We start from the raw sequence: 18,684 nt of genomic DNA on the forward strand, positions 1-18,684 counted from the left end.
CCGAGCCCGAGGGCAGTGGGACTCATCAGCCATCCGATGGAGGAAGCGATTTCATCAGAAGCACCCAGTTTTCCGTATCGCCCTTCCAGCCTTCCCGGACACACGCGAGCGTTGCCACTTGCTCGTAGCCGCTGCGCTCGTACAGTCGTCTGGCACTCACATTGTTGTCGGCGACGATGACGCTCATCCGACGGAGCGCCTGATCCCGCGCTATCTCTTCTGCCAGACCGAGCAGGCGTGAGCCAAGCCCTTGCCCTCGGTACTCGGGATAGCAGGCCAGTACATTGACATACCAGCTGTCGAGTGCCTTGTTTTCCAGTTCTTGCAGCGGCCGGAACAGGGCGGGGAAATCATCGGCAATTGGCTCGGGCTCCGATCCAATCCGGTAACCAGTCAGGCTTGCTACGGCGCCATCCCCGAAATCCACAACCACAATCTGGCCTTCGCGCACCCTTTGCATTTGTCGGGCGCGACCAACTTCCCATGGATCCTGCCCGTCCTTGGCAAGCCCCTCCCAGATGTACAGGGGCAAACCCTCGCCCGCGAAGTTGACGAGATCGGCCAACGCCTTCGCATCTGTCTCGCTTGCAACTCGTAGCGGTGGTTCGAGCCGGATCATCTGGATCCTCCAGAAAGCATTTGGGCGGACGGCTATCATATGAGGTTTTTCTGATGACGTGGAGGTCATTCTGACGGCGGCGGGATCGACCTCGCCGTCGATTGAGCGGTCATTCGGTCGTAAGAACTGCCGCGCATGATCCACCCGGTTGCCAAAAAACCATAATTGCTTCACCTAGATTGGCATCGACACTCGGCATTAAGAATTGGATCAACGCTGAATGCGCATATCATACGTCTTCCTTGGTGCATTTCTTGCAATCGTACAGTCCGCCTATGCTGAAGTCGCCCCACCGCCTGTTTTGGAGCCGCTGAAGCAACAGGCACAAGCGGCGCAGTTGAGTGCAAAATTTCTCTCACGTTTCAGCTACAAGCCGGTTCAACTCGACGACGCCTTGTCGGCCAGGATCATGGATCGGTTCATCGAATCACTGGATCCGGATCGCGTGCTTTTCCTGCAGGCGGACATCGACAGTTTCATGTCTGACCGCAGTGAGATCGACGACGCCATCAAACAGAAGGATTTGAAGATCCCGTTCGAGATCTTCAACGTATACGGGAAGCGCGTTGTCGACCGCATGAACTACGCGCGCGACTTGCTTAAACAGGACTTCGATTTCAGCACGCAGGAAGACTATCCCGTACTGCGCGACAAATCACCTTGGCCGCAATCGGAAGCCGAGAGCAACGAGCTTTGGCGCAAGCGCGTAAAAAGCGACTGGTTGCGGTTGAAACTGGGCGGCAAGACCGACGCGGCCATTCGCGAAACGCTCGCCAAGCGGTACACAAACGCTCTCGATCGCGCTTACAAGTATAAAAGCGATGACGTTTTCCAATCGTTCATGAACGCCTACACGACGTCGGTCGACCCGCACACGGACTACTTCGGCGCGACCGCTTCGGCCGATTTCAACATCGCCATGAAGCTTTCCCTGGTTGGTATCGGTGCGGTGCTGCAGGAACGCGACGACTACACGACGATCCGCGAGCTCGTGCCCGGCGGGCCGGCGCAGCTTTCTGGCAAGCTTGCGGTCGGAGACCGCATTACCGGTGTTGGTCAGGGCAAGGACGGGGCGATAAAGGAAGTGGTTGGCACCCGGCTGGATGAAGTCGTGCAACTAATACGCGGGAAAAAAGGCTCCGTCGTGCGCTTGGACATCCTGCCGGCAGATGCCGGAGCTGATGCCACTCATCACGTCGTCACCCTGGTGCGCGATAAAATCAGCCTTGAAAAGCAGGCTGCGCAGAAGACCGTGCTCACTGTGAAAGCGGGCGACGCCACGCGCAAGATCGGGGTGATTACGCTGCCGGCGTTCTACGAGGATTTTGAAGCCCGGCGCAAAGGCGACAAGGACTATAGAAGCGCGAGCCGCGATGTCCGAAAGCTCCTCGACGAACTCAAGCGGGAAAAAGTCGACAGCGTTCTCATTGACGTGCGGAACAACGGCGGCGGTTCACTGGACGAGGCGATTGATTTAACCGGCCTGTTCATCGGCAATGGTCCGGTCGTCCAGCAACGCGGTAGCGACGGTAAGGTCGACGTAAGAAGCGCTGATTTTCCAGCGCCTGCCTGGACAGGCCCTGTGGGTGTCCTGATCAATCGCGGCTCGGCGTCGGCTTCGGAGATTTTTGCCGCGGCAATCCAGGACTACGGTCGAGGCGTGATCATTGGCGAACCCAGTTTCGGCAAGGGCACCGTTCAAGCCGTCGTCAATCTTGACGAGATAGTCCGCAACAGCAAACCCGAATTCGGTGAGCTGAAAGTGACGATTGCCCAGTTTTTCCGGATCGACGGCGGCACGACGCAACTGCGCGGCGTGACCCCTGATATCAGCCTGCCGGCACTTTCCGACCCGACAACCTTTGGCGAGACCAGCTATGACAATGCCCTGCCGTGGGCGCAGATCAAGCCCGCGAAGTATGCGCCCGCCGACACGGTGACGACGTTGCTGCCGAAACTGCAAAGCCGCCATGATGCGCGGGTTGAGAGCGATCCGGACTTCCAACGCCTGTTGAAAGACATTGCCGAGGTGAAAGCGCAGCGCGAGAAAGGGGTAGTCTCCCTCAATGAAGCCGAACGCCGCAAAGAATTGACTGCCCGAGAAAATCGACGGAAGTCTCGCGCGCAAGCAGGCGATGGCGAGGATACTGGCGGAGATGATGGTCTCAATGCAAACGAGCGGAGCCTGAGTGCTGACATTGCCATCGAGAATGCCCGCAAGAACGCAAAGGACGTCTTGCTGAACGAGGCAGCCGCCATTCTTGCCGATGAGGCCGTTTGCAGGAAGGCGTGCTAGCGGCGGCCACAAAACGATCGGGAAGCACGGGTGGGACTAATCAGACCCGTGTCACCCCCAGCCAACTACCACATCAGAAGATATGCTTTCGAATAAGGGCCCATCCGACCGGTTGGGCCCAAGCTTTATCCGGCATCCCCACGACCACAGAGCCTAATGCATGACACGGGGAGCTCAGGCACATCTGCCAGAACGGTCACTCCGCCGCCGACCGCTGGCGCAGAACCCAGTTCGGGCGCGGGAAATGGCAAGTGTAGCCGTTGGGATAGCGCTCCAGGTAGTCCTGGTGCTCCGGCTCGGCCTCCCAGAAATCTCCCACTGGCTCCACTTCGGTCACGACCTTGCCTGGCCACAGGCCTGATGCTTCCACGTCCGCGATGGTATCTTCGGCAATTCGCTTCTGCTCGTCATCGGCGTAATAGATTGCCGACCGATAGGACATGCCGATGTCATTGCCCTGGCGGTTCTTCGTGGTCGGGTCATGGATCTGGAAGAAGACCTCCAGAATTCGCCTATAGCTGATCCTCTCCGGATCGAAGAGGATTTCGATGCCCTCGGCATGGGTGCCGTGATTGCGGTAGGTCGCATTGGGCACGTCGCCACCGGTGTAGCCCACGCGCGTATCGGTGACGCCGGGAAGCCTGCGGATCAGGTCTTGCATCCCCCAGAAACAGCCACCGGCCAGAACAGCTCTCTTGGTCATCCAGAATTCCTCCGGTTGATAAATACGCCTTGGTCTCATCTCCGCTCACGGGGAATGAACCGCCGGCGACGGAACTGTAATATAGGAACTCGTTTTGCTCAGATCAGGAGGCCTTCGGGGCGAATTCCGAGCTGAGGCTCTGGAAGTAGCGACAGACTATTTCCGGGTCTCTTAAAAGCGTTAAGCGTCGGGCACGGTGCCTCCGGGGCTGTCGCGGCCGAATGCTACAACGCTCCCGGCTTGAGCGGCTCTGCGAGCCGCGTCAGCAGCGTTACCACTTCGGCCTGCAGGTCCAGGCAGATTTGCTGATGTTCGGATACCTGCTTCTCGCGGCGCGGAAGTTCCCGCAACAGATTGTCGAGCGTCATCGACTCGCGCGCATAGGCCTCGTAAAGGTCGTAGAGCTGTTGGTCCTTTGTCATGCGCAGGAGTTCGCGATGCCGTGGAAGCACCAGCGCAAGGCGAGCCCGGCCGAGTTGCACCAAACCCATATCGTCTTTTGCCCTCTGCTCTGACCCGTGATCTTTACGATCCAGGTCCTCTTGTGCGGTCCAGCGTCCGAAAGCACCGGTGGAACAGGAAACGCTGCAAGACGAGGACGGTTCCCGGCGATGTGCTGGCGGTGCGAGGGAGAGAGAGTTGAGATTGGTAAAGCCGGTGAGGCTCGTCAGGTCTGACCGCTGCGGGCATCCACGGGCAGGCTGAGCGCGGTACCATCGACGCGACGTAGGATGAAACTGTCAAAGTTGGCGATTGAGGCGCAGGAGTGGTTGGGGAACACACGCACGCGGCTGCCGAGCGGCAAGGGACGTCCCGAGAAGGGAACGAAACCATGCTCTTCGGACAGTCGTTCGAGTGTCCACATACCGGTTTCGCCGTCGCCGTCGGCGCTGACGACAGTGCCGAAGCCTGCACCACCCATGCCATGCGCGCCGCGATCGGAGCTCATGGACTTCGAGCCGGCGTCAATGACGAAGTGCGTGTCGTTGGAGGCAACGACGCGGGCGACCACGCAAAGCGCGAGGTCGTCGGCGGAGCAGATACCAAGCCGGAGCGCGGTGCCGTCCAGAAAGACGTAATTGCCGGGCCGGATACAGTCGACCTCCTGGGGCAGCGGCGCGCCCTGGCAAGTCGGCGTCGCGCCGACGGAAATGCAGTCGACCGCGATTCCGCGCTCGCGAAGCCGGTCGGCGAGACTGGCGAGGTCTGTCGCCTCATCGCGGGCGATTTTGGCTAGGGCGTGCGGTTGGGAAGCCGCGTAGGCATGTCCGGCGTGCGAAAGCAGGCCGGCAAAACGTAGGCCGTCGGTGGCGGCGATCCTTGCGCACAAATCGAGCGCTGCCGGACCATTGGGTTTGAGGCCGACGCGACCGAGGCCAACGTCGATCTTGAGGAACACGCCGATCTCGACGCCGTGTCGGTTGGCGGCTTCCGACAGCGCATCGACACCCGTTTCGCTCGCCGCAATCGTACGCAGCTCGACGCCCCGCGCCTTTACGACAGGCAGCAGGCGATCGAGTGACGCGGCGCGGACGATGGGATAGGCGAGGATGATCGACGGGATTCCGGCTTCGGCGAAGATCAGTGCCTCGCTGGGCTTGGATGCGGTGATGCCGCGCGCGCCTGCCTCGAGCTGCTGTCGTGCGATGTAGAGGCTCTTGTGCGTCTTCACATGCGGAAACATCGTGACGCCGGCCGCGTCGGCGCGCTGCTGCATGCCCTTGATGTTGCGCGTAAGCCGTCTCTCGTCGACTTCGATATAGGGCGTCGGTTGCTCGGCAGCCGTTGGACGCAGGAAGCCCTCGGCCTTCACCTCGTTTGCGCCGTTGTCGATGTCTGCCGACGCCATGCCGGCCGCGCTCGCAGCCGATTGCGTCACTTCGGAAGTGCTCATGTTGGGTTACTCTGATCTGGAACGGGAAATTGCGGCCGTTGTCAGCCGGCTACGACCTGCCGCACGTAATGGCTCGATGAGATCTGCCGCATCGGCAGTTCGCGCGGCACGAAGTCCGGCGCACGCACCGCACTCGGGATTTCGTCGGACATCGGCTGGCGTCCTTCCGGGCGGCGTGTCGGGTCAGCGATCGGAACGGTCGATAGCAGCTTGCGGGTATAGGGGTGCTGCGGGTTGCCAAATACCGAGCGGCGATCGCCGATCTCGACGATCTCGCCGAGATACATGACGGCGACGCGGTGGGCGATGCGTTCGACCACGGCCATATCGTGGCTGATGAACAGCAGGGCGATCTGCATTTCGCGCTGCAGGTCCATGAGAAGGTTGATGACCTGCGCCTGGATCGTCACGTCGAGCGAGGCGACGGCCTCGTCGGCGACGATGAGACGCGGGTTGAGCGCGAGCGCGCGGGCGATACAGATGCGCTGGCGCTGGCCGCCGGAAAACGCATGCGGATAGCGCTCGAGGTGCTCGGGCGAAAGCTCGACCTTTGCCAGAAGCTCGGCGGCGCGGGCGCGCATGACTTCCGTCGAGCCCAGCTTGTGAACCCGCATCGGGTCCATCAGCGACTGCTCGATCGTCATGCGCGGGTTGAGCGAGGAGAAAGGATCCTGGAAGACCATCTGGGCTTCGCGGCGAAATCTCGCGAGGACGGGGCGCGGCGCGCCGATCAGCTCGGTTCCATCGAAGCGGATAGAGCCCGACCGTGGTCGATCGAGCTGCATGATCGAGCGGGCAACCGTCGACTTGCCGCAACCGGATTCACCGACCAGCGCCAGGGTTTCGCCCGGAAAGATATCGAAGGTGACGTTCTCCACCGCATGCACCCGGCCGGAGACGTGGCCGAACAGCCCCGCCTTCAGGTCGAAGCGCGTGACCAGGTTGCGCACCGAGACGAGAGGGCGCCGGGCGTCCGTCATCTGCGCAGACGCGTTCATTCTGTCGCCTCCGCGAGTTGCTGCTCCGGTTCAAACACCAGCAGCGGGAATTTTTCCGGCGCATCCTTGTCGGCCATGCTGCCGAGGCGTGGCACGGCGGAAATCAGGGCGCGTGTATAGGCATGCTTCGGCTTGGCGAAAATGTCGTAGACCGAGCCGGTTTCGACGATCTCGCCCTTGAGCATGACGCAGACCCGGTCGGCGACTTCGGCGACGACGCCCATGTCGTGGGTGATGAACAGCACCGACATACCGATTTCGCGCTGCAGGGCACGAACGAGATCGAGGATCTGCGCCTGAATGGTCACGTCGAGCGCGGTTGTCGGCTCGTCGAGGATCATCAGCGATGGGCGGCAGGCAAGGGCAATCGCGATCATGACGCGCTGGCGCATGCCGCCGGAAAGCTGGTGCGGATATTGGTCGAGCCGGCGCTCCGCATCGGGTACGCGGACCAGTTTGAGGGTGTTGAGCGCGACCTGGCGCGCTTCCTCCGGCGTCTTGCCCTGGTGATGGATCACCGCCTCGGCGATCTGGTCGCCGACGGTGAAGACCGGGTTCAGGCTCGACATCGGATCCTGGAACACGATCGAGATGTCCGCGCCGCGAAGAGCTTCGACGCGCTTTTCCGAGAGCTTGGCGAGGTCGGCGACCGTGCCGTCCTTCAAACGCATCAGCACTCGCCCGCCGGTGATGGTCGCGCCGTCGTATTCGGTCAGCCGCATGATCGTCATGGCCGTGACCGATTTGCCGGACCCGGACTCGCCGACCAGCGCGACGGTCTCGCCGCGCGCTATGCGAAAGGAGACGCCGCGTACCGCGCGCAGCTCGGCGCGGGTGTGGGCGGCGAAACAGACTTCAAGATCTTCGACGGAAAGGATGACACCCTCGGGCAGTTCAGGTGTTGCGGATTTGGACAGGGGCATCAGCACATGGACCCGATTGCGAGGGGACGTTGCGCCCTCAGGTCTCGCAACGAGGTTGCATCCTGTCAATATGGTTGAGTGGCAGGTCGTCCCGGTGAGGCGGGCCGCCACGGCCTGTGCGTTGCACCACGGCCTTCCGCCGATGTCACAAAACCGAGTGAAATCAATGTGTCACGAATGTGGCAGGCAAAACTATGCGTTTCGTGCATTGCATCGCCTGTCTTCGCATAGGCGGCGATCCGCTGCCTTTGGGCGCCACGACGCTCTAGGCGGCGTCGATATCGACATCGAAGCCACTTTTGTACTGCGGCAGCGCCGCGCACTGCTTCAGATGCTGCCACAACCCATCGCTGTCAGGACTGCCGGGACCGGCGCGCCTGAAGATCCGGATTTCCATTTCGAGTGACATCTGTGGCCCGCCGATCTGGGCAAGGCGGCCCTGCCGCATCGCTTCCGCCACGCAGATCTGCGGCAGCCAGGCGACACCGCGGCCGGCGACTGCCATGTGCTTCAGGCCGTCGGCGAGGCCCGACTGATAGACGGTGCTGAGATTGAGCGGACGGCGCCAGCGCGACTGGATCAAGGTCGCCAGCTTGCCGATGTAGCCGTCGCTCCAGGAATAGGCGAGGTAGGGGATTTCCGTGCTTTCGGACACGTCGATGTCGAACAGCGGGCGGCCATTTTCGTCGGTTCCCGACACCAGGATGAGCCGGTCCTTGCCAATCTGCAGGGATTCGAACGGGCCGCCTTCCAGTACCGGCGGGCCATCGGGATGCACATAGGTGATGGCAAAATCGCACTGGCCCGAGCAAAGGTGATCGATGCTTTCAAGGAAGTCGGCGGCGTGCATGCTGGTGCGAAGGGGCAAACGCGAGATCAGCGGCGAGCCGATCCATTTCGGGAAGAAATACATCGCCAGCGTATGCAGCGAAGTAAACGTCAGCATGGCCGAGCTCTCGCCGGCGACATTGCGGCAATCGGTGCGCAGCCGGTAGGCTTCGCGCACGAGGCGTTGGCAGCCCGGCAGGAACATCGTGCCGGCCCGCGTCAATTGCACGGGATAGGTGCTGCGGTCGATGAGATCGGCGCCGATCCAGTTCTCAAGCGATTTGATACGGCGACTAAAGGCGGGCTGGGAAATATTGCGTGCCGTCGCCGCCGTCGAGAAATTCCTTGTCGCGGCAATTTCCAGAAAATCTTCAAGCCATTGCAGTTCCATGCTGGCCCTCATGCGTGTTTTGCATAGTCTATCCTAATTACACATTGGACAGACGTGCAAGGGCTCTTCTAGCCTCCCCCATAACGAGAAGAAAAACTTCCGCCTCCACCAAATGGGAACAACGATGAAACGCACCTTAGCCCTAGCCCTCTGCCTGGGGCTCGGCATCGCGGCTGCGCCCGCTATGGCCGAGACCAAGAACCCCGGCACTTTCGTCTTCATGTGGACCGACGACATCCAGTCTTTCGACCCGGCCTATATCGCCAACACACCGAGCTCCTACGGCTCGCTCAACATCTACAGCCGCCTGTTGAACTTCAACGGCTCGAAGATTTCAGAGTTCGTGCCGTCGCTCTCGACAGAGGTGCCGTCGCTGGAGAACGGTCTCATCAAGCAAGGCGCCGATGGCTCCATCAGCTACACCTTCCCGATCCGCAAGGGCGTGTTTGCCCACAAGGTCGGGACGAAGGGTGCCGACGGCAAAGTCACCTGGGAATATTACGACAAGTTGACGGACGCGCAGAAGGCGACGATCGAGCCGGGCTACGGCCAGATCACGCCCGAGGACGTGCGCTATTCGCTGTTGCGCGCCATCCTTCAGGGGCAGTCGTGGATGTCGAACGCGATCACCGAAGTGATCACCGCCGGCAAGTACACCGACATCGCCAAGTGGGTTGAGACAGAAGGCGAGGTCAAATCCATCAACGACGCCAGCCCCGAGGTCCTGCGCAAGGTTTACGATCAGCTCGCGTCGCAGATCGTCGTCGAGGGCGACAATCTCACGCTGAAACTGCCTAAGTCGTTTCCGGCAACGCTTGGTGTGATCGCGCTGCCTTTCGGCACCTCGGTCCTTGACAAGGAATGGGTTGCCTCGGTCGGCGGCTGGGATGGCTCGGGCGACACCTGGAAGGCCCATTACCGTCCGGAACTCGGCGCCAATCCGCTGTTCGCCGAAGAAAACGGCACCGGCCCCTTCATGCTCGAGGAATGGGATCGCACCGACCGGCGCATAACGCTGAAGCGCTTCGACAGTTACTTCATGGGGCCTGCCAAGCTCGAGCGCGTGGTGATGCGCACCGTTCCGGAATGGACGACGCGGCGCCTGCAGCTTCTGTCCGGTGACGCCGATTTCGTCACCGCCCCCGTCGAGTTCATCGACGAGCTCAGCAAGACCGAGGGCGTCAAGGTCATCGACGGCCTGCAGAAGGTGTTTTCGCGCGGTGTCTTCTTTGCCTGGCCGCTCGACGACAACGACAATCCGGCGATCGGCAGCGGCAAGCTCGATGGTGCCGGCATCCCGCCGGACTTCTTCGCCGACATCGACGTGCGCAAGGGCTTCAACTATGCCCAGAACTACGACGCGCTGCTGAACCAGGTGCTGCTCGGCAAGACCGTGCAGTCGCGCGGGCCGACAGTGCGCGGCATCATGGGCTATCGCCCGGACTCGCCTGTTTACAGCTACGATCCCGCCAAGGCCGAGGAACACTTTAAGAAGGCGTTCGGCGGCAAGCTCTGGGATACCGGCTTTACCTTCACGGCCTATGTGACCGAAGGCTACCCGCAGCTGACCGCAGCGCTCTCGGCCTTGCAGCAGGGCCTTTCGCGCATCAATCCGAAGTTCAAGATGCAGATCCAGGCGCTGCCATGGGCATCCGTTTCGGACAAGCTCAACAACCGCGAAAAGCCGGCAGCGCCCTTGACGGTGATGGGCTGGGGTCCTGACTATTCCGACCCGGGTGGCCCGCTCGGTGCGGCCAGCTACTACCTATCGCCCACGGGTCTCGTCGGCGGCATGGTCGGCCAAGGCTACCGCGATCTGATGGCCGAGAAGTTCAAGCCGCTGCTCGACGAAGCCTGGGCCTCGGTCGACCCCGCAGTGCGCGAGCCGATCTACGCCAAGCTGCAGGAAATGTCCTACGAATACGCCACCACCCAGTTCCTCTGGGAGGACTTCGGCTACGTCGTTACCCGCAGCAACATAGATGGTTATGTCGACAACATGATCCTCTACGGCGCCTGGGACTTCTACCCGGTCACCAAGGCCAACGACTGATTGGCGAGTGCGCGTCGGGCGGAAAACCGTCCGACGCGCACCTGTTTCATCTTCCCTGAAATCGGAACGTGTGAACCGTGCTGAACTATGCACTCAGACGACTGATGATGCTGCCGATCGTCCTCTTCGCACTGTCGTTGATGATCTTCGCGCTGCAGATGTCGCTTTCGCCGACCCAGAGATTGGCGGCCTACGCGCCGTCACCCGACTATCTCAAGGGTGGTCAGGAGAGCATCCGCAGGATGATCGAGCAGTATGGGCTCAATGATCCCTCCTACATCCAGTATGGTCGCTGGATCGGCGGTGTGCTCAGTGGCAATCTCGGATGGTCGGAAACCGCGCGTCAGCCGGTGTCCACGGCGCTGATGTCATTGTTTCCAGCGACGCTGGAACTGGTGGTGCTCGCCTTCGTTCCCTGCCTGCTGCTCGCCGTCTTCCTCGGTTCGCGCGCCGGCATCTATCTCAACCGCTGGCCGGACCACGTCATCCGCATCTTCACCATTCTCGGCTGGTCTTTCCCGGTCTACGTCTTCGGCCTGCTGATGCTGTTGATCTTCTATTCGGCGCTTGACTGGTTCCCGCCCGGCCGGCTCAGCCAATGGGCGCAGACCGCGGTCAGCTCCAGCGACTTCGTCCGCTACACCGGCGCCAACACCATCGACGCGCTGCTCAACGGCAATCTGGCAATCTTCGGCGACGCGCTTCGCCACCTTGCGGCACCCGTCATCACGCTGACCTACGTCAACGTCGCCAGCATGACGCGGGTGATGCGCACCTCGATGCTGGAAACCCTGCGCCAGGATTATGTGCGCACCGCGCGTGCCAAGGGTCTGCCGCGCCGTGTGGTCGAACTGCACCATGCCCGGCGCAATGCGCTTCTGCCGCTTGCGACCATCGCCGGCATGGAGCTGGCCGTCATGATGGGTGGTGTCGTCATCACCGAGACCATCTTCGATTATGCCGGGCTCGGCCAGTTCGCCGCCAAGACCGCCGCCAATCTCGATTTTCCCGCCGTTCTCGGCTTCGGCCTCTATTTTGCGGTCGTCCTGGTGCTGATGAACCTGATCGTCGATCTCATCTATCCGTTGCTCGATCCGAGGGTGAAGACGCAATGAAGTTTCTTCGTTACCTCGCAAGAAATCCGGTCTCGCTGTTCGGCGTCGTGATCCTCACCGCCTTCGTGCTGATCGCCGTTTTCGCGCCGGTCCTGGCGCCGCCGCAAAGCTTCCAGCTTTCCCCCTACGACACGCCGCGCGCGGGCTTCCTGGCAACGCCGCAGCCACCGTCGCCGGAGGCCGTTTTCGGCACCACGCAGGGCCAGTACGACATCTTCTACGGTGTCGTTTGGGGCACGCGCACGGCATTCAAGATCGGCCTCGGGGTCGTCGCGATCTCCGTGCTGATCGGCACCGTCGTCGGTGCAGTTGCGGCCTATTACGGAGGTGTCGTCGAGGAAGTGCTGATGCGCATCGTCGACGTGTTCATGGCCGTGCCGTTCCTGATTGCTGCCATGGTGCTGACGGCGCTGCTCGGCAAGGGCATCGTGCCGATCACCATCGCGCTGACGACGTTCGGCTGGATGAGTTATGCGCGAATTGTCCGAAGCGAGATCCTGAGGATCCGCGAGATGGACTACATCCACGCTGCCCGCAGTTACGGCGCCAGCGATCTGCGGCTGATCGTGCTGCATATCCTGCCCAACGCCATGTTCCCGGTGCTGGTTCTGGCGACGATGGCGACCGGCTCCATGGTGCTGTCGGCCTCGGCGTTGAGCTTCCTCGGCGTCGGTACCGAAGAAGGCTACGCCGACTGGGGGCAGTTCATCGCCTATTCGCGCAACTGGATCGTCGGCCAGCCCGGCAACCCCTTCCAGTTCTGGTACACGCTGGCCTTCCCCGGTGCGGCCGTCTTCCTTTTCGTGCTGTCGTGGAACCTGGTCGGCGATGCGCTGCGCGATATGCTCGACCCCCGTCACGCCCATTGAGACCCAATGCCTTAAAGTCAAAGGAGCATTTTCCATGTCCTCTCTGTCTGCTGCTGCCATCGAGCTTTTCGAGGATCTGATCCGATACGAGGTCGAGGACAAGGCGATCCCGTCGATCTCCTACGCCCTCGTTGATCGAGATGGCGTGCTCGCCGAAGGCCATGTCCAGCGTCACGACCGCCATTTCGACATGGGCAAGGACACCTGCTTCCGCATCGGCTCGATCACCAAGACCTTCACGTCGCTGGCGATCATGCAGCTGGTCGAAAAGGGCCTGGTCGATATCGATGTCGACGTGTCGACCTATCTGCCGGGGTTCAAGCCGGAGAACCCGTTTGCCGGCGCTGAAGGCGGGCCACACGGTTCGGTCATCAGCCTGCGCAAGCTGATGACCCATACGGCCGGTCTCGTGCGCGAGCCGAAGAGCGGCCACTATCTCGACGCCACCCGGCCGCCGCTCGAAGATACCGTCAACGAGCTCGCGAGCTCGATCCTGAAGCAAGATCCGAGCCTTGGGGTGATGCACTATTCCAATGCCGGCATCGCTGTCGTCGGCCGGGTGATCGAGACGGTGACCGGCCAGAGCTATTCCGACTATGTCGCCGCCAATATCCTGAAGCCGCTCGGCATGGACAACTCCTCCTGCGGCATGGCGCCCGGCATTCGCGAGCGGCTCGCGCCTGCCGACATGTGGACGCTCGACGGCGACACGCCGGCGCCTGTGTTCAGCCTCGGCGGTTCGCCGGCCGGCAACATTTTTTCCACCACCGGCGACATGGCACGCTACGCCCAATGCCTGCTTCGTGGCGGCTTCGACACGGAAGGGAATTCCATCATCTCGCCGGCCTCGCTGCGCGAGATGTGGACGCCATTTGGCAAGCGTCCGGTCGGCCACGACAGGACGCTCAACGGCTATGGCCTGTGCTTCGGTTCCGGCGACGTCGATGGCTGGACCTCCGTAGGTCACGGCGGTGCCGTCTATGGCTACGCCTCGCAGATGATGCTGTTACCGGCTGCGGGCGTCGGCGTGCTGATCTTTGCGACGCTCGATTTTGCCAACCAGATCGCCTCGCGGCTCGGCGTCGACGGCGTGCGCATCGTCCTTGCCGAGCGCAAGATGGGCAAGATGCCGGAGCGGACACAGCGTCCTCCGGAGATCTCCGAAGCTCAGTTCAAGACCCTGCCGGGCTACTACAGGGACGACGCCACGCAGGAGATCGTCGAGGTCAAGTCCAAGGACGGCAAGATCTATCTGATGGGCGAGGGTGTGCCGCACCGGATCCGTCCGGTTGCCGGCAACGACTTCGTCATCGATGGTCGTATCTACGGGCGGGGCGCGGACTACGCCCACATGAACCTCTCCTTCCCCGAAGCCGGCAAGCTTGTCTGGAAGGATGCGAGTTGGACACGCATCGAGGCACCTGATGATGAGACCGTTCCCGACGGGATCGCGCCGCATCTCGGCGAATACGGACCGGATTTCAACATCACCTACCTGACCTACATCCATGGCGGGCTGAAGTGCCTGATTGAATATTTCTGCACCCACACCTGCGAGCCGGTCGAAGAAGGGCGTTTCCGCATGCATGGGCGGCTCTACGAGGACGAGATCCTCGAGCTCGACGCCGTCGACGACAACGGCAAGCGCGGCATCCGCGTCGGGCCGATGTTCCTGGAGCGGCGCAGCCCATCCCAGGCGGAAGCGGCGTGACCCGGACCATGGCCGCTCCGATCAAGATGGAGTCACCCTTGGGTGCCCGCATGTTCATCGGCGGGCGCGAGGTCGACTATTACTGCGGCACGTCCTACTTCTGCCTGCACGGCCACCCCGAGGTGATAGAGGCGGCCTGCGATGCGACCAGACAGTACGGCATGGGGCCTGGAACGCTCGCCCACATGCAGGTCTATGCCGACCTGCAGGAGCGGCTGCGTGACTGGTTCGGCACGGAAGAGGTCGTCTACATGATCTCCGGCTACACCAGCCCGATGGTGCTGCTGCAGGGCCTGCGCGACGATTTCGACGTGATCCTGATGGATTCGGCGACGCATTACAGCACCCGCGACGCCATCCCAACGCTCGGCAAGCGGATCCATGAATTTCGCCATGCCGACCCGGACGATCTGGCCGCGCAATTGTCGCAGCATGTGAAACCGGGCGAGCGGCCGGCGGTTCTGACGGATGGCGTTTTTCCGTCCTCAGGCAAGTTGGCACCGCTTGCAGATTTCCGGCAAGCGATGGCCTCCTATGATGGCGCATTGCTCTGCATCGACGATTCCCACGGCGTTGGCGTCCTTGGCGAGACCGGCCGCGGATCGCTGCAACATGCGGGGCTCGAAGGCGAGGGCAACTATCTTGCCGGTACGATGAGCAAGGCATTCGGTGCGCTTGGCGGCATCGTCCCTGGTAGCGCGGATCTTGCCGCGAAGATCGCGGGCAATGCCATGATCATGCGCGGTGCCTCGCCGGCGCCTCCGGGTCTTGCGGCCGCCGCCGCAGCATCGTTGCGGGTTCTGCAAACGACGCCGGAAAAGCGTGCCAATCTCGTCCGCAACGTCAAGCACATGCGCAGCGGGCTGCGGGCACTGGGTTTCGAAGTCGCCGACACGCCAGTGCCGATCGTCACCATCAAGGGCGTCACCGACCTCGAGCAATTGCGCGATCGTCTTGCGGAGCACGACATCATCGTCAGGGTGCAGCAGCCCGGCGGCTATTCCGATGCGTCAGACGTCTCGACGATGCGGCTTGCGGTGTTTTCCGAGCACACGCCTCACCAGATCGACCGGCTCCTACGGTCGATGGCCGAGCTTCTTTAAACCTGAGAGGCAGCGCCGCGGCCGATGGTGGGTTCGGCGAGAGTTCGGCCGTCTACCGACCGTGTGTTGACGGAGCGCGGACGTCTGTACGTGATGGGTGAATACATAAGTAATTGAATATTAGGCGGGGCGCTACCCGCATGAATTCTCCGGTGGCCAGCGCCAGCGCATCGGCATCGCCCGCGCGCTGATCCTCGAGCCAGAGATCGTCGTGCTCGACGAGCCGGTCTCTGCCCTTGATGTATCGATCCGTGCACAGATCATCAACCTGCTGCTCGACCTCCAGGAAAAGCTCGGCCTCTCCTATCTGATGATCAGCCATGATCTGAGCGTGGTCGAGCATATGAGCGACCGGGTGCTGGTCATGTATTTCGGCGAGATCGTGGAAGAGGGCGACTGGCGCGAGATTTTCGAAGCGCCCACCCACCCCCATACGCGACGGTTGATCGCGGCCATTCCCGATCCGGATGCGGCCCTGAACCCGACGGCCAAGCAGGATCGCTGCGCCACCATGCCGCAACTTGTCGGCCGCAGCTTCGTTTCCGACGGCAGCACCGCGCCGGACGTCTTTACGGCGCCGGCGCGATCCGAGCTTATCGAGGTCGGCGGAAACCATCGGGTCCGGATGGCTTTGGCCTAGCCGGTGGAGCGCGGTCTGCGCCTCGTTCGAAAAAGACGTGGTGTCGGTATGAAAACCACTGCCTGCGCGATCCGGACGGGATAAATATACGTAGAATTTCTAGATTCTGGGATGAACCAATGGACCGCATGCCGAAGATCGCCGTGATCATGGATGAGAACACCAGTTCAGGTGGCGGACGCTATGATACCTCGAAGAATTACTTCTCTGCGATCCGCCGCGCCGGCGCGTTTGCCTTCGGCATCCCGTACATTCCTGATCTGGTTGACCAGGTCGTCGAGGAGTTTGACGGGTTCCTGAGTGTCGGTGGCCGTATCAACTTTCCGAAAGGCTGGTACGTCGATGGAGACCAATCCCAGTATCCGCCATCTGATCGTCTTGCCGTCGATATGGCGTTGATGGAAGGGTTCCTCGCGCGCGAAAAACCTGTGCTTGGCATCTGCAATGGCATGCAAATGCTTGGGTGTCTCAACGGCTGCCGGATGGTCTCGGATGTCCATTCGTCGTGGCCGGAAGCCCTCAATCACGACCAAGGCAATTTTTCGCATGATGTCCGCATCGTCGCCGGCACCAGAATGGCTGAAATCTTCGGCGCCGACACATTCGCTGTGAACACGTTTCATCGAGAGGCGATTGTGGAGGTAGCCGGCACCGTGACCGTCACGGCCCGAGCATCCGATGGAGTCGTCGAAGCGATCGAGATCGGCTCGCAGTCTTTTGCCATGGGGCTGCAATGGCACCCGGAATTGCTGGACGCCGAAAGCCATCCGGGCGCTCGCGTATTTGACGCGTTTGTGGAGGCTGCAAGCCGTCGATCCCGTTAAGCGGTCAAAACGACATTGCATCGCGAGGGTAGGCTTCTGTTGGCGCGCTCAGTTATTGTGGCCGCTGTAGCGTAGCAGTTCCGGAACACGCAGAGCCAAGATCGCAAGTGAAATGGCCAACAGCGTCCCGCTGATCAGCGCCACATTGGCAATGCCGATGATTTCTGCCGCCGAGCCGAGCAGCAGGCTCGAAACCGGCATCACGCCGATGGTCAATTCCTGGATGCCCATCACGCGTCCCTGCACGTGCGGTTCGGTCATCATGAGCATGAGCGTGGTCTGCAGGATGCCGAACGGTGACGCCGACAGTCCGATGAGCCCCATGAGAGCAAACGACAGAGGCACCGAGGACGACAGAGCGAAGGTCGCCCATAGTCCGCCCCAGATGGCCGTGCCAATCAGGAAAAGGCCGCCCTTGTAGCGGAAGTCTCCGAGACTGGCGATGACGAGAGCCCCGGCCAGGCTGCCGGTGCCGGCGCATGCCAATAACAGGCCGAGCCCCTGTGGCGTCAGGTCCAGATGTTCCCTAGCGATAACCGGCATGAAGCCCTGGTAGATCGGCCACAACAGAATATTGGCCAAGAACGTGACGCCCAGGACAGACCGGAGGAGGACGTTCCCGGAGATGGTGCGAAAGCCTGCCGCTACAAGACTCACAAAGCCTTCTTCTCGATCTGGTTGCCGGCCGCTCTTCAGGTTCCTCATCGGCCAGAGCGCTACGAACGAAACGAGATACCAGCCGGCGGAGATCGCTAGCGCCGATGCAGCTCCGAATGCCACGATCATCGTTCCTCCAAGCGCCGGCCCGATCATCTGCGTCATGCTCAGGACAAGCGAGTTCAGAGAATTCGCGTTGCTGAGCTTCTCGCGATCGACGAGGTCGGCGACCAGCGCGAAACGTGCCGGCTGGGATGGGGATTGCGCCAGGCCAATGCAGAAGCCCCCAAAGACCAGGCCCCAGAAGGATATTTTGTCCAGGGCTACGAGAAGCGCAATCACGCTGAGGACGGCAAAGGCCCAGCCGGACGCAGCCAAAAGCAGTTTGGGCCGGTCGAAGCGGTCCGAGATCACGCCTGCGAGGGGACCAAGCATCATCGGCCCCAGCCTTGCCGCGGTGAAGAGGGCGACGGAAAACTCCGAGCGGGTGGTCTCAAACACCAGCCAGCCGAGCACGAGCGTCTGCGTCCAGAGGCCCCCGAAGAAGAAAAGGTTGGATATCCAGAGCCTTCGATACCCTGGATAAAGGAGAAGAGATGACGCGATCCTGGCCAGGAAACCGACGCGAAGCGCGCATGTGGAGGAGCGCTCGCCTGGGATCGTGTCGGAACGGGCTGCGCTGTCCAGTTCTTGCGTCATCACATTGCACCTTTCCAGGCGGCTGTTCGCCCTCGGGCTAGCCGCCTTTCGAGAGGCAGCTGCTCGTTGCGGCGTCTGGGGTACCAATGCGATGTTCGCCGCTGCCGCATTGCGCAATTCGCGACCGGAGAGCGCGACATGGCCTCGCCTATAGGGATGTTTTCGGCTGTTCGGAAATTAAGAAAACCGATGGAAACCATTGCGTTAGCGAATGGACCGGGGTGCGAGATGCAGGAACCGATTTTTCCGTTCCAAACGCGACGATCCTTCATGAACTCGTCGGGCAGATACCTGGCGCGCTCCAGAGCTTCTCGGGTAGGTTCGGATGGAGGCTGGCCATCGTTCCGCAGCGAAGCCTGTA

13 protein-coding genes and 2 pseudogenes are annotated in these 18,684 nt (G+C 61.5%); 8 read left to right on the forward strand and 7 right to left on the reverse strand.

All coding sequences use genetic code 11. From position 1 onward, the window contains the following. Positions 1-25 precede the first annotated feature (25 nt). Entirely contained in the window at positions 26-619 is a 594-nt protein-coding gene (locus BLU35_RS25690; protein ID WP_093235031.1) for a GNAT family N-acetyltransferase, read from the reverse strand. 220 nt (positions 620-839) lie between these two features. Here BLU35_RS25690 and BLU35_RS25695 point away from each other — a divergent pair. After that, positions 840-2,950: pseudogene (locus tag BLU35_RS25695) on the forward strand (carboxy terminal-processing peptidase); the annotation flags it as partial. 161 nt (positions 2,951-3,111) lie between these two features. On the opposite strand, the gene msrA reads toward BLU35_RS25695, so the two are convergent. The 5 genes and pseudogenes from msrA to BLU35_RS25725 all read right to left on the reverse strand — a co-directional run bounded on the left by msrA (position 3,112) and on the right by BLU35_RS25725 (position 8,652). Further along, on the reverse strand, positions 3,112-3,618 hold the full coding sequence (gene msrA, locus BLU35_RS25700; protein ID WP_093235033.1) for a peptide-methionine (S)-S-oxide reductase MsrA: 507 nt from the start codon (positions 3,616-3,618) through the stop codon (positions 3,112-3,114). Positions 3,619-3,842: 224 nt separating this feature from the next. After that, positions 3,843-4,040, reverse strand: a complete 198-nt coding sequence (locus tag BLU35_RS25705) for a hypothetical protein (RefSeq protein ID WP_286161625.1) — start codon at positions 4,038-4,040, stop codon at positions 3,843-3,845. A 245-nt stretch (positions 4,041-4,285) separates the two neighbouring features. Next, the gene (locus BLU35_RS25710; RefSeq protein WP_093235035.1) at positions 4,286-5,512 is read right to left on the reverse strand and encodes an alanine racemase; all 1,227 of its coding nucleotides are present in this window, start codon (positions 5,510-5,512) and stop codon (positions 4,286-4,288) included. A gap of 41 nt (positions 5,513-5,553) precedes the next feature. Further along, positions 5,554-7,433, reverse strand: a pseudogene (locus BLU35_RS36880) (ABC transporter ATP-binding protein). Positions 7,434-7,698: 265 nt separating this feature from the next. Beyond that, on the reverse strand, positions 7,699-8,652 hold the full coding sequence (locus BLU35_RS25725) for a LysR family transcriptional regulator (RefSeq protein WP_093235038.1): 954 nt from the start codon (positions 8,650-8,652) through the stop codon (positions 7,699-7,701). A 124-nt stretch (positions 8,653-8,776) separates the two neighbouring features. Here BLU35_RS25725 and BLU35_RS25730 point away from each other — a divergent pair, with 124 nt between their 5' ends. From BLU35_RS25730 to BLU35_RS25760, 7 genes are all read left to right on the forward strand, one after another. Beyond that, positions 8,777-10,705, forward strand: a complete 1,929-nt coding sequence (locus BLU35_RS25730) for an ABC transporter substrate-binding protein (RefSeq protein ID WP_093235039.1) — start codon at positions 8,777-8,779, stop codon at positions 10,703-10,705. 77 nt (positions 10,706-10,782) lie between these two features. Further along, complete coding sequence (locus BLU35_RS25735) at positions 10,783-11,820, forward strand: ABC transporter permease (RefSeq protein ID WP_286161626.1); 1,038 nt, start codon at positions 10,783-10,785, stop codon at positions 11,818-11,820. Next, entirely contained in the window at positions 11,817-12,689 is an 873-nt protein-coding gene (locus BLU35_RS25740; protein WP_058327195.1) for an ABC transporter permease, read from the forward strand. Before BLU35_RS25735 ends, BLU35_RS25740 begins: the two co-directional genes overlap by 4 nt. A gap of 34 nt (positions 12,690-12,723) precedes the next feature. Then, positions 12,724-14,400, forward strand: coding sequence for a serine hydrolase domain-containing protein (locus tag BLU35_RS25745; protein WP_093235040.1), 1,677 nt, complete (start codon positions 12,724-12,726; stop codon positions 14,398-14,400). Beyond that, positions 14,397-15,503 (forward strand): aminotransferase class I/II-fold pyridoxal phosphate-dependent enzyme, encoded by a 1,107-nt coding sequence (locus BLU35_RS25750; RefSeq protein ID WP_286161627.1) that lies wholly within the window; start codon positions 14,397-14,399, stop codon positions 15,501-15,503. Before BLU35_RS25745 ends, BLU35_RS25750 begins: the two co-directional genes overlap by 4 nt. Positions 15,504-15,714: 211 nt before the next feature. Further along, positions 15,715-16,143 carry an ABC transporter ATP-binding protein gene (locus BLU35_RS36740; RefSeq protein ID WP_502688177.1) on the forward strand — a complete coding sequence of 143 codons (429 nt, stop codon included), beginning with the start codon at positions 15,715-15,717 and terminating at the stop codon, positions 16,141-16,143. Positions 16,144-16,262: 119 nt separating this feature from the next. Beyond that, positions 16,263-16,967 (forward strand): gamma-glutamyl-gamma-aminobutyrate hydrolase family protein, encoded by a 705-nt coding sequence (locus BLU35_RS25760; RefSeq protein ID WP_093235042.1) that lies wholly within the window; start codon positions 16,263-16,265, stop codon positions 16,965-16,967. A gap of 48 nt (positions 16,968-17,015) precedes the next feature. Here the strand turns inward: BLU35_RS25760 and BLU35_RS25765 are convergent, their stop codons facing one another. Next, positions 17,016-18,323, reverse strand: coding sequence for an MFS transporter (locus tag BLU35_RS25765; RefSeq protein ID WP_093235043.1), 1,308 nt, complete (start codon positions 18,321-18,323; stop codon positions 17,016-17,018). Positions 18,324-18,684: the final 361 nt, after the last annotated feature.

The organism is Sinorhizobium sp. NFACC03 (genome assembly GCF_900103435.1).
Taxonomy (GTDB): domain Bacteria; phylum Pseudomonadota; class Alphaproteobacteria; order Rhizobiales; family Rhizobiaceae; genus Ensifer.

What these genes read in the sequence shown, in the direction of transcription:
- BLU35_RS25690 (WP_093235031.1), bottom strand. Translation starts at nt 619, where the DNA reads ATGATCCGGCTCGAACCACCGCTACGAGTTGCAAGCGAGACAGATGCG.
- msrA (WP_093235033.1), bottom strand. Translation starts at nt 3,618, where the DNA reads ATGACCAAGAGAGCTGTTCTGGCCGGTGGCTGTTTCTGGGGGATGCAA.
- BLU35_RS25705 (WP_286161625.1), bottom strand. Translation starts at nt 4,040, where the DNA reads ATGACAAAGGACCAACAGCTCTACGACCTTTACGAGGCCTATGCGCGC.
- BLU35_RS25710 (WP_093235035.1), bottom strand. Translation starts at nt 5,512, where the DNA reads ATGAGCACTTCCGAAGTGACGCAATCGGCTGCGAGCGCGGCCGGCATG.
- BLU35_RS25725 (WP_093235038.1), bottom strand. Translation starts at nt 8,652, where the DNA reads ATGGAACTGCAATGGCTTGAAGATTTTCTGGAAATTGCCGCGACAAGG.
- BLU35_RS25730 (WP_093235039.1), top strand. Translation starts at nt 8,777, where the DNA reads ATGAAACGCACCTTAGCCCTAGCCCTCTGCCTGGGGCTCGGCATCGCG.
- BLU35_RS25740 (WP_058327195.1), top strand. Translation starts at nt 11,817, where the DNA reads ATGAAGTTTCTTCGTTACCTCGCAAGAAATCCGGTCTCGCTGTTCGGC.
- BLU35_RS25745 (WP_093235040.1), top strand. Translation starts at nt 12,724, where the DNA reads ATGTCCTCTCTGTCTGCTGCTGCCATCGAGCTTTTCGAGGATCTGATC.
- BLU35_RS25760 (WP_093235042.1), top strand. Translation starts at nt 16,263, where the DNA reads ATGGACCGCATGCCGAAGATCGCCGTGATCATGGATGAGAACACCAGT.
- BLU35_RS25765 (WP_093235043.1), bottom strand. Translation starts at nt 18,323, where the DNA reads ATGACGCAAGAACTGGACAGCGCAGCCCGTTCCGACACGATCCCAGGC.